The sequence below is a fragment of the Streptomyces sp. NPDC037401 genome, assembly GCF_055602345.1.
Genome location: NZ_JBVJWO010000005.1, coordinates 223,058 through 237,689 on the forward strand (window position 1 = coordinate 223,058; position 14,632 = coordinate 237,689).

Genomic DNA, 14,632 nt, shown 5'->3' on the forward strand with positions numbered 1-14,632 from the left:
TCAGTGGCCGTTGGAGGCCTCGGCGAGGGCGCGTCCGCGCTTGATGAGCCGCTGGAAGGTGTACTCGGCGAGGTCGTTGCCGGCCACCAGGACGGCCCGGTCCTTCTTGGTGACGTTCCTGCCGCTCTGGAAGCCGGTCAGGGTGACGTACAGGAAGCGGCCGTAGCTGTTGGCGGTGCGCCGGCAGACCGTGCCGGAAGGGCAGAACTTCTTGCCCTTGCGGGGCGGCAGCGCGGCGACCGGGCCGGGCAGCTGCTCCTTGGCGCGGGCGGCGTGCGCGGAGTCCTCGAAGGCGGCGACGCCGACGGTGGTGGCGATGCCGCCGAGCTGGTAGCTGGCGCGGATCAGCTTCAGGCAGCCGTTCTTCTTGAGGACCGCGGCGACCGCGGCCGGGGCGGCCTTGGCGCAGTCGCTGTTCGTGTCGCCGGCGATCTTCGTGTACGTACGGCCGCTGAGCTCGGCCTTCAAGGTGGGGAAGAAGCTGCTGGAGTTGAAGCGGGCGCGGTCGGTCTTCGCGCTGCCGAGGTAGTCCAGGGGGTGCGGCGAGGCCGGGGCGGAGGCCGCGAACTCCGGGGCGGCCGTCCGGCCCTGTCCGGTCCCGTCGGCCTTGTCGGGGGGAGAGTCGTCCCCGGTGACGGCCAGTGTCGTGGCCACGACGGCGGCCACGGTGGCCGCGGCGACTATCCCGCCGCCGGTCCACAGCCGCTTCCGGCGGCGCCGTTCCGCGGCCGCGGCCTCGGCCATCGCCTCCCAGTCCGGCGTCTGCGGACGCGGTCGGACGGGTCCCTCCCCAAAGCTCATGCCGCGCATCCTAGGCGGTGCTGCGGGAAACCCGCTTGGGGGTCTGCTCCGGAGACCGTCACAATGCGTGGCATGGGACATCTTGAAGCCGGACACCTGGACTATTTCCTGCCGGACGGGCGCGTGTTGCTGTCGGACGCGTCCTTCCGGGTGGGAGAGGGGTCCGTCGTCGCCCTGGTCGGAGCGAACGGCGCGGGCAAGACCACGCTGCTGAAGCTGATCTCGGGCGAGCTGCAGCCGCACGGCGGTGCCGTGACGGTGGGCGGCGGGCTGGGCGTGATGTCGCAGTTCGTGGGTTCGGTCCGGGACGACCGCACGGTCCGGGACCTGCTGGTGTCGGTGGCGCAGCCGCGGATCCGGGAGGCCGCGAAGGCCGTGGACCGCGCCGAGCACCTGATCATGACGGTCGACGACGAGGCCGCGCAGATGGCGTACGCGCAGGCGCTCAGCGACTGGGCGGACGTGCAGGGGTACGAGGCCGAGACCCTGTGGGACGTGTGCACGATGGCCGCGCTGGGGGTGCCGTACGACAAGGCGCAGTTCCGCGAGGTGCGCACGCTCTCCGGCGGTGAGCAGAAGCGGCTGGTGCTGGAGGCGCTGCTGCGCGGTCCGGACGAGGTGCTGCTGCTGGACGAGCCGGACAACTACCTCGACGTGCCGGGCAAGCGGTGGCTGGAGGGCCAGCTGAAGGCCACGCGCAAGACGGTGCTCTTCGTCTCCCACGACCGGGAGCTGCTGGCGCGGGCCGCGGAGAAGATCGTGAGCGTGGAGCCGGGCGTCGACGGCTCGGACGTGTGGGTGCACGGCGCCGGCTTCGACACGTTCCACGAGGCGCGCAAGGAGCGCTTCGCCCGCTTCGAGGAGCTGAAGCGGCGCTGGGACGAGAAGCACGCGCAGCTGAAGAAGCTGGTGATCACGCTGCGGCAGGCGGCCGCGGTCAGCCACGAGCTGGCGTCCCGCTATTCGGCCGCGCAGACCCGGCTGAGGAAGTTCGAGGAGGCGGGTCCGCCGCCGGAGCCGCCGCGGGAGCAGGAGATCACCATGCGGCTGCGGGGCGGCCGTACCGGCGTGCGGGCGGTGACCGCGAAGAACCTGGAGCTCACCGGCCTGATGAAGCCGTTCGACCTGGAGGTCTACTACGGCGAGCGGGTCGCGGTCCTGGGGTCGAACGGCTCGGGGAAGTCGCACTTCCTGCGGCTGCTCGCAGGCGAGGACGTGCGGCACACCGGCGAGTGGAAGCTCGGCGCGCGGGTCGTCCCCGGCCACTTCGCGCAGACGCACGCGCACCCGGAGCTCTTCGGGCGCACGCTCGTCGACATCCTGTGGACGGAGCACGCCAAGGACCGGGGCGGCGCCATGTCGGTGCTGCGCCGCTACGAGCTGGAGCGGCAGGGCGACCAGCCGTTCGAGAAGCTGTCCGGCGGGCAGCAGGCGCGCTTCCAGATCCTGCTGCTGGAGCTGGCGGGCACCACGGCGCTGCTGCTGGACGAGCCGACGGACAACCTGGACCTGGAGTCGGCGGAGGCCCTCCAGGAGGGCCTGGAGGCCTACGAGGGCACGGTGCTGTGCGTGACGCACGACCGCTGGTTCGCGCGTTCCTTCGACCGGTACCTGGTCTTCGGCACGGACGGGGTCGTGCGGGAGAGCACCGAGCCGGTGTGGGACGAGCGGCGGGTCGAGCGGGAGCGGTGAGCGGGCGGGGCCCGGCCCCCTAACATCCGGGGGATGGGTCGCAAGGAGCGGGGGACGGGCGCGCCCGCGGGGGAGTGGCTGCTGCGGCCCGCGCCCCGGCCGTGGCGGGTCGCATCGCTCGGCGTGCTGCTGACGGTGGCCGTCTGCGCGGGCGTACGGGCTCCGGGCGGCGGTATGGACAACGCCTTCGTGGTGAAGGCCGCCGACACGCTGCTGGCCGGCGGGTCGCCGTACGCCGACAAGCGGTTCCTGTACCTGCCGAGCGCCGTGCTCGCGGCGGTGCCGGAGGCGCTGCTGCCGGTGCCGGTGCTGCGGTGGGCCGCCCCGCTGGTGACCACCGGGCTGCTCGCGGCCGGCTGGTGGTGCGCGCTGCGGATCTTCGCCGTGCCGGTCCGCTCGCGGCTCGCGGTGGGCGGCTGCGGGGTCCTGGCGCTGCTGTTCAAGCCGTACGCGAACCTCGTGCTGCTGGGGAACTGGACCTGTGTCTCCGCGGCGGCCCTGCCGTGCGCGCTGCTGCTGGCGTCGCGGGGGCGCTGGCCCGCGGCCGGCCTGCTGGTCGGGCTCGCGATCGCCTTCAAGCCGATGCTGGTGCCCCTCGCCGTGCTGTTCCTGCTCGCCCGGCAGTGGCGGGGGCTGGCGGCCGTCGTGCTGGTGCCGGCCGCGGCCTCGCTGGCCGGCGCGCTCCTGATGCCCGGCCCGACGCTCTTCTTCACGAAGACGCTGCCGTTCCTGCTCCGGGGGCAGGACTCCTTCGCCCTTCCGTGGGACGCCTCGCCGGTCGCGGTGCTGCCGCGGCTCGGGGTGCCGCAGCCGGCGGCCGTCGCGGTGGCCGCCGTGGGTGCGCTGGCGGGGCTGTGGTGCGCCTGGCGGCGGTGGCGCCGCCCTTCCGCGGACGCGCCCGGGGACGGGCCGTACGAGGGCCGGAGGCTGGTGGAGACGGCCGCGATGGTGATGCTCGCCGCTTTTCTGGTCTCGCGGCCGTCGTTCGACCACTACCTGCTGGTGGTGCTCCCGGTGCTGCTCGCGTCGGCGGCGCGGCCGGACTCCGTGACCCGTTCGCCCTGGTTCTGGGTGGCTCTGGTGCCGCAGGCGGGGGGCCTGCCGTGGCCCTTCCGGGGCGGTGGGCACAGCCGTGCCTTCCTGGACTGCTTCACGCTCTGTGTGCTCGCCGTGGCGCTCATGCGGAGGTGTGCGGGTCGCGCGCGGGTTAGTCTGGTGAGCGTACGAACTGCAGGAGCTGTGCGCGCCGACGAGCCGGCCGAGGCCGGAAGTCGACCGGCGTTTTGACCCGTCCGGGGCAGCACAGGTATCCTGCTGGTTCGTTATGCGTATTGGCTTGTTCATTCTCACGTGAAAGGGCCCTTACGCCGGTCCACCGGGCCGATGACCAGCGGTACACACGGGTTGCGTCCCCGGCGTGCACCAGGGCTGTCGTGATCGTCCGTGGTGACCCTTGTCAGGACCCATCACTGAAGAAGCGAAGGCATACGACCGTGCGTACGTACAGCCCCAAGCCCGGCGACATTTCGCGCCAGTGGCACGTGATTGACGCCCAGGACGTTGTCCTCGGCCGTCTGGCCACCCAGGCCGCTACCCTCCTGCGGGGCAAGCACAAGCCGACCTACGCCCCCCACATGGACATGGGCGACTTCGTCATCATCGTCAACGCCGACAAGGTCCACCTGTCCGGCAACAAGGCGTCGCAGAAGATGGCGTACCGCCACTCCGGCTTCCCGGGCGGCCTCCGTAGCGTCCGCTACGAGGACCTGCTCCGTGACAACCCGGAGAAGGCCGTGGAGAAGGCCATCAAGGGCATGCTCCCCAAGAACACCCTGGGCCGTCAGATGCTCTCGAAGCTGAAGGTCTACTCGGGCGACCAGCACCCCCACGCTGCCCAGCAGCCGGTGCCGTTCGAGATCACCCAGGTCGCGCAGTAGTTCCGGCCACCCCCTAAGACGTAGAAAATTCTGAGGAGCATCGTGGCCGAGACCACCGCCGAGACGACCCCCGTCGACGAGTTCGAGGGCAACGTCGAGGAGTACACCAGCGAGTCTGAGGTCGTCGTCGAGGGCGACTACACCTCCGAGTCCCTTGCCGGCCGCTTCGGCGACCCGCAGCCGGCCGCCGGCCTGGGCCGTCGCAAGAACGCCATCGCCCGCGTCCGGATCGTTCCGGGCACCGGCAAGTGGAAGATCAACGGTCGCACCCTCGAGGACTACTTCCCGAACAAGGTGCACCAGCAGGAAGTCAACGAGCCCTTCAAGGTGCTCGAGCTCGACAACCGCTACGACGTCATCGCCCGCATCGCGGGTGGCGGCGTCTCCGGCCAGGCCGGCGCCCTGCGCCTCGGCGTGGCCCGCGCCCTCAACGAGGCGGACGTGGACAACAACCGCGCCGCCCTGAAGAAGGCCGGCTTCCTCTCCCGCGACGACCGTGCGGTCGAGCGCAAGAAGGCCGGTCTCAAGAAGGCCCGCAAGGCCCCGCAGTACAGCAAGCGCTAATCTCCGCCCGCTGTTCTGCACGAATCCGCCCCGGCGGCACACTCTGTGCTGCCGGGGCGGTTCGTTTATCGCCAAAAGCGACGTATATCTGTCTCAACGCGCTCGATCTCGGTAACTCGGAGGACAACAGTGGGACGACTCTTCGGCACGGACGGTGTACGCGGTGTCGCCAACGCGGATCTGACGGCTGAGCTCGCGCTCGGCCTCTCCGTGGCTGCGGCGCACGTGCTCGCAGAGGCGGGCACCTTCGAAGGGCACCGGCCGACCGCCGTGGTCGGGCGTGACCCCCGGGCCTCCGGCGAGTTCCTGGAGGCGGCTGTCGTCGCGGGTCTCGCGAGCGCCGGCGTGGACGTCCTGCGCGTCGGTGTGCTGCCCACTCCCGCGGTGGCGTATCTCACCGGTGCGCTGGGCGCCGACCTCGGCGTGATGCTGTCGGCCAGCCACAACGCCATGCCCGACAACGGCATCAAGTTCTTCGCGCGCGGCGGCCACAAGCTCGCCGACGACCTCGAGGACAAGATCGAGTCCGTGTACGAGGAGCACCGCACCGGTGCCCCGTGGGAGCGCCCGACCGGTTCCGGCGTCGGACGCGTCCGCTCGTACGACGAGGGCTTCGACCGCTACGTCGCCCACCTGATCGGCGTACTGCCCAACCGTCTCGACGGCCTGAAGATCGTCCTCGACGAGGCGCACGGCGCGGCCGCCCACGTCTCGCCCGAGGCCTTCACGCGCGCCGGTGCCGAGGTCGTCACGATCGGCGCCGAGCCGGACGGCCTCAACATCAACGACGGCTGCGGCTCCACCCACCTGGGCCTGCTGAAGGCGGCCGTGATCGAGCACGGCGCCGACTTCGGCATCGCGCACGACGGCGACGCGGACCGCTGCCTGGCCGTCGACGGCCAGGGCAACGAGATCGACGGCGACCAGATCCTCGCCGTGCTGGCGCTCGCCATGCGCGAGGCCGGCCAGCTGCGCGAGAACACCGTGGTCGCGACCGTCATGTCGAACCTCGGCTTCAAGCTGGCCATGGAGGCCGAGGGCATCGACCTCGTCCAGACCGCGGTCGGCGACCGGTACGTGCTCGAGTCGATGAAGGAGCACGGCTACGCGCTCGGCGGCGAGCAGTCCGGCCACGTGATCATCCTCGACCACGCCACCACCGGTGACGGCACCCTGACCGGCCTGATGCTGGCCGCGCGGGTGGCCGCGACCGGCCGCTCGCTGGGCGACCTGGCGGGCGTCATGAACCGCCTGCCGCAGATCCTGATCAACGTCCCCGACGTCGACAAGTCCCGGGTCGGCACCTCCGGCGAGCTGGCGGCTGCCGTGGCGGACGCCGAGCGAGAGCTGGGCTCCACGGGCCGCGTCCTGCTGCGCCCCTCGGGCACCGAGCCGCTCGTCCGCGTGATGGTCGAGGCCGCCGACATCGAGCAGGCCCGCTCGGTGGCGGGCCGGCTGGCCGACGCGGTCAAGTCCGCCCTCGGTTAGCCCTCACCCTTCCGGGTGATCCGGAAGGTCACTTCCTCCCGGTGCCGCGTCGCGCACCCGGCGGTCGGGTCCAGCGCCCCCGCTGGGTGCGCCACAGCAGTTTCTGGCCGTACAGGGTCAGCACGCCCGCGAGGACGATGCCGCCGAGGTTGATCGCCAGCTGCTCGCCCGATCCCCACATCTGGCCCAGGTCGCCGTAGCCGAGGGCGACGGCGGCGTTGGCCGCGGCGGGGACGGTCGTCACCGAGATGGCCACGCCGACCAGCGCGCCCGACTTGGCCGAGGTCAGGGAGAGGACTCCGGCCGCGCCCGCGAGCAGGGCGACGACGAAGGAGAACGGGTCCGGCTGCCAGATGAAGCTGGTGTTCGGGCGCGCGTTGTCCAGCATCTCCTCCTCGAACATCCCGAGGGAGTCCATCACCAGGGTGAACACCGTGGTGGCCGCGATCGCCGCGGTGAACCCGACGACCAGGGCGACGAGGGAGCGGGCGGCCGGCTTCGGAGCGCGCTGCACGAGGGCCGTGCAGATGCCGGCGAGCGGCCCGAACTCGGGACCGACCGCCATCGCGCCCACGATCAGGACGGCGTTGTCGAGGACCACGCCGCAGGCCGCGATCATCGTCGCCAGGATCATGAAGGCGCTGTAGGTGATGGTGAGGGTCGACTCCTCGTGGGTCGCCTCGCTCAGCTGCTCCCACAGGACGGCGTCGGCGCCCTCTCCGGGGGCCTCCTCCTCGGCACGCTCGGCGCGGGTCGACAGCGACAGGTCGATGTTCTCCACGGCGATCGAGCCGTTCTCGTCGATGCCCAGCTTCCGCAGGCCGTGCAGCAGCTCGTCACCCGCCTCGCGGGCGATGTCGCAGAGCACGAGGTCCCCGGCCGGCTCGCGTGCCGCTCCCGGGAGCACGACCAGATGGGTGGTGCCGACGGTGCTCTCGACGAGCTCGACCACGGCCTCCGTGCGGTCGGGCGGGGTGATCATCCGTAGATGCAGCATGGCCGCACCCTAGCCGCGCCCCTACAGCTTGCGCAGGCTGAGCCGCTGTACCTTGTGGTCGGGTCCCTTGCGGACGACGAGGGTGGCGCGGCCGCGGGTGGGGGCGACGTTCTCCAGCAGGTTGGGCCGGTTGATGGTCCGCCACATCGTCCGGGCGTAGTCCATGGCCTCCTCCTCGGAGACCTGGGTGTACTTGCGGAAGTAGGAGAACGGGTTCTGGAACGCCGTCTCGCGCAGCTTCCTGAACCGGTTGAGGTACCAGCGCTCGATGTCCTCCGGCCGGGCGTCGACGTACACGCTGAAGTCGAAGTAGTCGGCGAGGCCGACCCGGGTGCGGCCGTCCTTGCCGGGCAGCGCGGGCTGGAGCACGTTCAGGCCCTCGACGATCAGGATGTCCGGGCGGCGTACGGTCAGCCGCTCGCCGGGCACGATGTCGTAGATGAGGTGGGAGTAGACCGGGGCGGTGACCTCGTCCTTGCCGGCCTTGATGTCGGCGACGAAGCGGGTCAGGGCGCGGCGGTCGTACGACTCGGGGAAGCCCTTGCGGGAGGTGAGCCCGCGCTCACGCAGCTCCTCCATGGGGTAGAGGAAGCCGTCCGTGGTGACCAGTTCGACGCGCGGGTGCTCGGGCCAGCGGGCGAGCAGGGCCTGGAGGAGGCGGGCGACGGTGGATTTGCCGACGGCGACGCTGCCGGCGACGCCTATGACGAACGGGGTGCCGGTCTGGGCGCCGTGGCCGTTGCCGGCGTCGCCGAGGAAGGTGTTGACGGCGCCGCGGAGGTTGCTGGTGGCGCCGACGTACAGGTTCAGCAGTCGGGACAGCGGGAGGTACACGTCGCGTACCTCGTCCAGGTCGATGACGTCACCGAGGCCGCGCAGCCGCTCGACCTCGTCGGCGGTGAGCGGGAGGGGGGTGCGCTCGCGCAGGGCGCTCCACTCGGCGCGGGTGAGGTCGACGTACGGCGACGCCTCGGTCCGGCGCCGGTCGGTTCCGCTTCGTGGCGGCGAAGTGATCACAGGGCCATTGTCGGCGCTGGGCGGCGGTTGTGGACCGTGGGCTCGGTCACGTGGCGTGCACGTGGCGGCGCGGTGACGGGCATGTGTGCAGGCTGTGGGGTTGTACGGGACTGTATTGCGATTGGGGCGCCCTCGTGTCTCACCGCTGTCACGATCACCGGGAGGGGGTCGAATTCGTGCGGCGCGGGGGGACGGCGACCGTAGATTGCAGGTCGTCGCGGCTTTCCGTGAGCGCCGCCGTCCTGTCGACGTGCGCCCGGCCTGCCGGTCTTGTGAGTCCTAGGGGAGATTCAGCCATGCGTAGCACCCTCGTCCGCCGTTCCGTCATGATCGCGTCCGCCGCGTCCCTGGCCCTGCTGGCCACCGCCTGCACCTCGGAGTCCTCCTCGAAGGAGGAGTCCAAGGACGGCGGGAAGGAGTCCTCGTCGGCGCCCGCGGTCAAGGCGCTGACGGCGCCCGAGCTGGAGAAGCTCGCGCTGGCGCAGGGCGACGTCCCGAAGCACCAGATCAAGAAGGCCGGGGCCGAGGAGCTGGTCAAGGCCGCGGAGACCAACCCCGACAAGTCCGAGTGCAAGGCCATCAACGAGGCCTCGTCGCTGATCTCGGTCGGCAAGCCCGCCGCGAGCGCCTCGGTCATGGCGACCGGTGAGCCCGCCCAGGCCAAGGACCTGATGAGCATCACCGCCACCGGCATCACCCTCGGCTCGTACGAGGGCAAGGGCGCCGAGGAGGCCATCGCCACGCTGAAGGCCGCCGGCGAGTCGTGCAAGGGCGGTTACACGAGCACCACGAAGGACGAGAAGACCAAGGTCTACGGTCTGGCGCCGGAGACCCTGACGGCCGGCGACGAGGCCGTGGCCTGGACGCAGACTGCGGACATGGACGGCGAGAAGGCGCAGACCAAGCTGGTCGTCGTCCGCAAGGGCAACACGCTGGTGACCCTGCACTCGATCAGCTTCACGGGCAAGACCGCGATGCCGACCGCGCTCATCGAGGCGCAGCTGAAGAAGCTGGGCTGAGCCTGCGTGCGGATGCCCCCGGAGCCCCTGCGGGCACCGGGGGCATCCGCATGTCAGTAGCGGTCGACGCGCTCGCCCTCGGGGACCTCGTAGCAGCCGGAGACCACGCTGACGGTGAGCTGCGGAGGCCTGCCGCCGTCCCGCTTGTCCATCAGGACGACGTTCACGCCGAAGTGCCGGGTGCCGTGGTCCGCGGTCAGCTCCAGGTTCCCGGCCTTGCTGGTGTTGGGGCCGTACGCGACGATCTTCCACCCGCGCCCGGGGAGCCCGTCCCTGAGCCGGACCATCGCGGTGCGGAGCTCCTCGGAGCCGTGCCCGGCCAGCCCCCACGGGTGGAAGGTCGTGTAGTACTTCTCGGAGTCGCGGTCGCCGCACGCGCTGATGCGCACGCCCCCGCCCGTGGTCTCGCCCTTGAGGCCGATGACGTCGAAGATCTCGCTGGAGACCTGCTTGGTGGCAGCCGTCGCCTCGTCGAGGCTTCGGACGCCGCGGACCTCGGGGTCCTTCGAGCCGGAGTCGGTCATGCTGCACCCGTTCAGTGAGAGGGTCGTCACGGCGGCGAGGACCACCGCCGCGTAGTGCCTAGTCTTCACGCTCGACCGCCTGGTAGTCGCCGGTCACCACGGCGGCCTGGTTGAGCAGGCTCTGTTTGCCCGGCAGCCAGTAGTCGCTGTGGCCCTCCGTGTCGGTGCTCATCTGGTTGGCACCGAAGAGGTCGTCGCTGGGGATGATGAAGACGCCGCCGCCGAGCCGCCACTGCTCGCCGCCGTGGCCCCACCGGCCGATGTCGGGCACCGCGTCGCCGTCGGCTTCCTCGTTCCAGACGTGGCCCTCGGGGACGTCCATCTCGGAGGCCGCTCCGACCTGGACGCCCGGGCTGCCGGCGAAGACGACGTCGTCGGCGTTCAGCTCGCCCTGCCGGGCGGCGGATCCGATGAGCGTGGTGCCGTACGAGTGGCCGACGGCGGTGTGGTGGCCGTCCGGGTTGGTGTGGTCGAGGCCCTCCATGAACCGGTTGAACGCGGGGGCGCCGTCGTTCGCGTAGTGGCTGAACGGGGAGTCTTTGACGATGTCCTGCGGTGCGTCGTAGCCCAGCCAGGTGATGGTGGAGACGCTGGTGCCGGGCGCGGCCATGGTGGTGGAGGCTTCCCAGAGATCGGCCATGCGCTTGATGTCGCCGCCCACCGAGCCGAGGTGCGAGGTGGTGCCGGGGACGAAGACGGCGGTGTGGTCGGCCGTGTCGGGGTTGCCGTTGGCGATGACGGCGCGGCCGTTGCCCTCGGGGGAGAAGCCGAGCAGGTAGGCCTCGGGCAGGCCCTCCTTGCCGGTGGCCCCGAAACGGTCGTCGATCGCCCGCATGCCCTTGAGGGCTTCGTTCAGGTGGGCCTGGCGTTCGCCGTGCTGCTTGTTCCAGCCGATCCACGCGTCGCTGTAGACCATGCCGACGCGCGGGCCGCCGTTGACCCACTTGGGGGAGGGCTCGGCCGGGATGGCGTTCAGCTCCAGCTGGTACGCCGCCTTCGACTCGGCGAGGACCATGCGGTTGGCGTCGTCGCGGACGGTGGCCGGGAGGCCGTCGAGGGCGCCGACGGCGGCCGGGTGGAGGGTGGCGTACTCGTCGCGCTGCTCGGGGGTCAGGCCGTTCCACCACTGCGCGTTCTCTGCGGGGGACTTGTCCTGGGGGATCTCCGAGCCGGCGGCGTACTTCGCGGCGGCCGTCCGTACGTCGGCGGTGTCGGAACCGGCGTCGGCGAGCATCGCGTCGGTGACGTCGAGCTGGTCGTTCGTGGACAGCTTGGCGAGCACGCCCGCGTACCGGCCGTCGATCTCGTTGGCCTCGCGGACGGCGGCGCCGATGCGCTCGGCTATCTCCTCGGCGACGGCCTTGTTGGGGTTGGGGCCGGTCTCCCCGGTGCCGGGCTGGAGCGGGGCGGGCGCGCCCGGGGTGGCGGTGCCGCCGGGGCCGGGCTCGAGCAGAGGGGTCTCGGCCTCGGCCGCCGGGTATTCGACGGACCCGTCCGGGTGGACGGTGAAGTTGCGGCTCTCGGCCTCCTCCAGGGCGTGCTTCAGCTTCTGCTGGGGGTGGGACAGTTCGCTCGCGAGCGCGTTCAGGGTGGTGCGGATCAGGCCGCACTCGGTGTGTACGTACTGGTAGTTGCGGCTGAGCCGCTCCATGTCGGCGACCGCGGCGTCGGCGGCGGCGCCCTTCTGGGACTCCCGGATCCGGGCGAGCATCTCGCTGTCGACGCGGTCCTTGGAGGCGCTCGCCTGACTGGAGACCCTGCCCCAGCCGTCGGCCGCGGCCTCGTACTCGCCCAGCTGCACGTCCCGCAGCTGCTGCCAGGTCGTCACGGTCGGTTCGCCTCTCGCATCTGGCGCGCGTTCTCGTCCTCGCGCTCGCCGAAGTCCCGGCCGGTGGAGACGCAGGCCTCCTCCAGCCGCCCGCATTCGTCGCGGACCGCGCCCAGGCGGGCCTGCCACGAGCCGCGGACGCCCTCCAGGGCGCTCGTGGAGCTGAAACCGGCGGTGCCCGCGGCCACGCCCTCGTGGGCGGTGCCCAGTTCGGTGAGGGACGTTCCGGTGGTCCCCTGCAGGGACTTGGCGACCGCGCCCGCGGCGGACCACGGTGCCGGGTCGGCCTGCAGGTCGGAACCGCCGGAGCCGCCGCCTCCGGGTGTGGCGGCGGAGGCGAGTGCCATACCGTCCCCGGACCCTCCCGGGCCGAACAAGTCCTGCCACTTGGCGTCGAGTGCCACGCCCCACCCCTCCGAGATCGCAAGTTTGTTCCTGTGAAGCTAGCAAAGGCGAGCCGGGGTTTTCCTCCCGTCCGGGTCCCGGGCGGGAGCCGAAGAGCGGCGTAGGCTGCCGCACATGTGCGGAATCGTGGGATACGTGGGAGCGCAGTCCGCGCTCGATGTCGTCATCGCAGGACTCAAGCGGCTCGAATACCGGGGCTACGACTCGGCGGGCGTGGCCGTGCTGGCGGACGGCGGTCTCGCCGCCGCGAAGAAGGCCGGAAAGCTCGTCAATCTGGAGAAGGAGCTGGTGGGGCGGCCGCTGCCGGCCGGCTCCACCGGGATCGGGCACACCCGCTGGGCCACCCACGGCGCGCCCACGGACGCCAACGCCCATCCCCACCTGGACAATTCCGGGCGGGTGGCCGTCGTCCACAACGGCATCATCGAGAACTTCGCGCGGCTGCGCGACGAGTTGGCGGAGCGCGGGCACCGGCTGGAGTCGGAGACCGACACCGAGGTCGTCTCCCACCTGCTCGCCGAGGCGTTCTCCGCGGTCGGCGACCTGGCGGAGGCCATGCGGCAGGTGTGCCGGCGGCTCGAAGGAGCCTTCACGCTCGTCGCCGTACACGCCGACCAGCCCGACGTGGTGGTCGGCGCGCGCCGCAACTCCCCGCTGGTGGTGGGCGTGGGGGAGGGCGAGTCCTTCCTCGCCTCGGACGTCGCGGCGTTCATCGCCCACACGCGGTCCGCCATCGAGCTGGGCCAGGACCAGGTCGTGGAACTGCGCCGCGACGGCGTCACGGTGACGGACTTCGCCGGAGCGCCCGCGGACGTGCGGGCGTACCACGTCGACTGGGACGCGTCCGCGGCGGAGAAGGGCGGCTACGACTACTTCATGCTCAAGGAGATCGCCGAGCAGCCGAAGGCCGTCGCCGACACGCTGCTGGGCCGGATCGACGCGAACGGCTCGCTGACCCTCGACGAGGTGCGGATCCCCGACTCCGTGCTCCGGGAGGTCGACAAGGTCGTCATCGTCGCCTGCGGCACCGCCTACCACGCGGGGATGATCGCGAAGCTGGCCATCGAGCACTGGACCCGGATCCCGTGCGAGACCGAGCTCGCGAGCGAGTTCCGCTACCGCGACCCGATCCTCGGCCAGCGCACGCTGGTCATCGCGATCTCGCAGTCCGGCGAGACGATGGACACCCTGATGGCGCTGCGGCACGCGCGCGAGCAGGGGGCGAAGGTGCTCGCCGTCTGCAACACGAACGGCTCCACGATCCCCCGGGAGTCGGACGCGGTGCTGTACACGCACGCCGGCCCGGAGGTCGCGGTCGCCTCGACGAAGGCGTTCCTGACCCAGCTGGTGGCGTGCTACCTGGTGGCGCTGTACCTGGGGCAGGTGCGCGGCACCAAGTGGGGCGACGAGATCCAGGCCGTGATCCGGGAGCTGTCGGACATCGCGGGCGCCGTGGACGCGGTGCTGGAGACGATGGAGCCGGTGCGCGAGCTGGCTCGGTCGCTGGCGGACAAGAACACCGTGCTGTTCCTGGGGCGGCACGTGGGCTACCCGGTGGCGCTGGAGGGCGCGCTCAAGCTGAAGGAGCTCGCGTACATGCACGCCGAGGGCTTCGCGGCGGGCGAGCTCAAGCACGGGCCGATCGCGCTGATCGAGGAGGACCTGCCGGTGGTGGTCGTCGTGCCGTCGCCGCGCGGGCGCTCGGTGCTGCACGACAAGATCGTGTCGAACATCCAGGAGATCCGGGCCCGGGGCGCACGCACCATCGTGATCGCGGAGGCGGGGGACGAGGCGGTCGCCCCCTACGCCGACCACCTGATCCGCATCCCGGCCACGCCGACGCTGCTCCAGCCGCTGGTGGCGGCGGTGCCGCTGCAGGTGTTCGCGTGCGAGCTGGCCACCGCCCGGGGCAACGAGGTCGACCAGCCGCGTAACCTCGCGAAGTCGGTGACGGTGGAGTGAGTTCGCCGAGGTTCGTGAGGATGGTGGAGTGATCATCGGGGTGGGCATCGACGTCGCGGAGATCGACCGGTTCGAAGCCGCGCTGGAGCGTACGCCCGGCATGGCCACGCGCCTGTTCGTCGACGCCGAGCTGACGCTGCCGAGCGGCGAGCGGCGCGGCATCGCGTCGCTCGCGGCGCGGTTCGCGGCGAAGGAGGCGCTGGCCAAGGCGCTGGGCGCCCCGGCCGGGCTGCTGTGGACGGACGCCGAGGTGTTCGTGGAGGACAGCGGGCAGCCGCGGCTGCGGGTGTCCGGATCGGTCGCCGCGCGGGCCGAGGCGCTGGGCGTACGGTCCTGGCACGTCTCGCTCAGCCACGACGCCGGGGTGGCCTCGGCGGTGGTGATCGCGGAAGGCTGAC

14 protein-coding genes are annotated in these 14,632 nt (G+C 71.5%); 8 read left to right on the forward strand and 6 right to left on the reverse strand.

Annotated elements, in window-relative coordinates; translation table 11 throughout:
- Complete coding sequence (locus ACZ7H1_RS06755) at positions 1-801, reverse strand: hypothetical protein (RefSeq protein WP_470784319.1); 801 nt, start codon at positions 799-801, stop codon at positions 1-3.
- Between the two features lie 63 nt (positions 802-864).
- Here ACZ7H1_RS06755 and ACZ7H1_RS06760 point away from each other — a divergent pair, with 63 nt between their 5' ends.
- From ACZ7H1_RS06760 to glmM, 5 genes are all read left to right on the forward strand, one after another.
- A complete protein-coding gene (locus ACZ7H1_RS06760) occupies positions 865-2,493 on the forward strand; it encodes an ABC-F family ATP-binding cassette domain-containing protein (RefSeq protein WP_470784321.1) in 1,629 nt (542 codons plus the stop codon).
- Positions 2,494-2,526: 33 nt separating this feature from the next.
- The gene (locus tag ACZ7H1_RS06765) at positions 2,527-3,780 is read left to right on the forward strand and encodes a glycosyltransferase family 87 protein (RefSeq protein ID WP_470784323.1); all 1,254 of its coding nucleotides are present in this window, start codon (positions 2,527-2,529) and stop codon (positions 3,778-3,780) included.
- 206 nt (positions 3,781-3,986) lie between these two features.
- On the forward strand, positions 3,987-4,430 hold the full coding sequence (gene rplM / locus ACZ7H1_RS06770; RefSeq protein ID WP_470784325.1) for a 50S ribosomal protein L13: 444 nt from the start codon (positions 3,987-3,989) through the stop codon (positions 4,428-4,430).
- A 42-nt stretch (positions 4,431-4,472) separates the two neighbouring features.
- A complete protein-coding gene (gene rpsI / locus ACZ7H1_RS06775; protein ID WP_470784327.1) occupies positions 4,473-4,994 on the forward strand; it encodes a 30S ribosomal protein S9 in 522 nt (173 codons plus the stop codon).
- A gap of 129 nt (positions 4,995-5,123) precedes the next feature.
- Positions 5,124-6,482 carry a phosphoglucosamine mutase gene (gene glmM, locus ACZ7H1_RS06780; protein ID WP_470784329.1) on the forward strand — a complete coding sequence of 453 codons (1,359 nt, stop codon included), beginning with the start codon at positions 5,124-5,126 and terminating at the stop codon, positions 6,480-6,482.
- A 28-nt stretch (positions 6,483-6,510) separates the two neighbouring features.
- Here glmM and ACZ7H1_RS06785 read toward each other — a convergent pair whose 3' ends face one another.
- Positions 6,511-7,479 carry a DUF389 domain-containing protein gene (locus tag ACZ7H1_RS06785; protein WP_470784330.1) on the reverse strand — a complete coding sequence of 323 codons (969 nt, stop codon included), beginning with the start codon at positions 7,477-7,479 and terminating at the stop codon, positions 6,511-6,513.
- Positions 7,480-7,500: 21 nt separating this feature from the next.
- Complete coding sequence (coaA, locus tag ACZ7H1_RS06790) at positions 7,501-8,496, reverse strand: type I pantothenate kinase (protein ID WP_470784332.1); 996 nt, start codon at positions 8,494-8,496, stop codon at positions 7,501-7,503.
- 296 nt (positions 8,497-8,792) lie between these two features.
- Between coaA and ACZ7H1_RS06795 the strand changes: the two genes are divergently transcribed.
- Positions 8,793-9,515: a hypothetical protein gene (locus ACZ7H1_RS06795; protein ID WP_470784334.1), complete on the forward strand. Its 723-nt coding sequence runs from the start codon at positions 8,793-8,795 to the stop codon at positions 9,513-9,515.
- Positions 9,516-9,568: 53 nt separating this feature from the next.
- On the opposite strand, the gene ACZ7H1_RS06800 is transcribed toward ACZ7H1_RS06795, so the two are convergent.
- From ACZ7H1_RS06800 to ACZ7H1_RS06810, 3 genes are read right to left on the reverse strand one after another with little or no spacing between them, the layout of a single operon-like run.
- Positions 9,569-10,108: a hypothetical protein gene (locus tag ACZ7H1_RS06800; protein WP_470784336.1), complete on the reverse strand. Its 540-nt coding sequence runs from the start codon at positions 10,106-10,108 to the stop codon at positions 9,569-9,571.
- Complete coding sequence (locus ACZ7H1_RS06805; protein ID WP_470784337.1) at positions 10,098-11,867, reverse strand: alpha/beta hydrolase; 1,770 nt, start codon at positions 11,865-11,867, stop codon at positions 10,098-10,100. Before ACZ7H1_RS06805 ends, ACZ7H1_RS06800 begins: the two co-directional genes overlap by 11 nt.
- A complete protein-coding gene (locus ACZ7H1_RS06810) occupies positions 11,864-12,271 on the reverse strand; it encodes a hypothetical protein (protein ID WP_470784339.1) in 408 nt (135 codons plus the stop codon). The genes ACZ7H1_RS06805 and ACZ7H1_RS06810 overlap by 4 nt, the downstream gene beginning before the upstream one ends.
- A gap of 115 nt (positions 12,272-12,386) precedes the next feature.
- On the opposite strand from ACZ7H1_RS06810, the gene glmS reads away from it, so the two are divergent.
- Positions 12,387-14,234: a glutamine--fructose-6-phosphate transaminase (isomerizing) gene (gene glmS / locus ACZ7H1_RS06815; RefSeq protein ID WP_470784340.1), complete on the forward strand. Its 1,848-nt coding sequence runs from the start codon at positions 12,387-12,389 to the stop codon at positions 14,232-14,234.
- A gap of 28 nt (positions 14,235-14,262) precedes the next feature.
- Positions 14,263-14,631 (forward strand): holo-ACP synthase, encoded by a 369-nt coding sequence (locus ACZ7H1_RS06820; protein ID WP_470784341.1) that lies wholly within the window; start codon positions 14,263-14,265, stop codon positions 14,629-14,631.
- The last annotated feature ends 1 nt before the right edge of the window (position 14,632 follow it).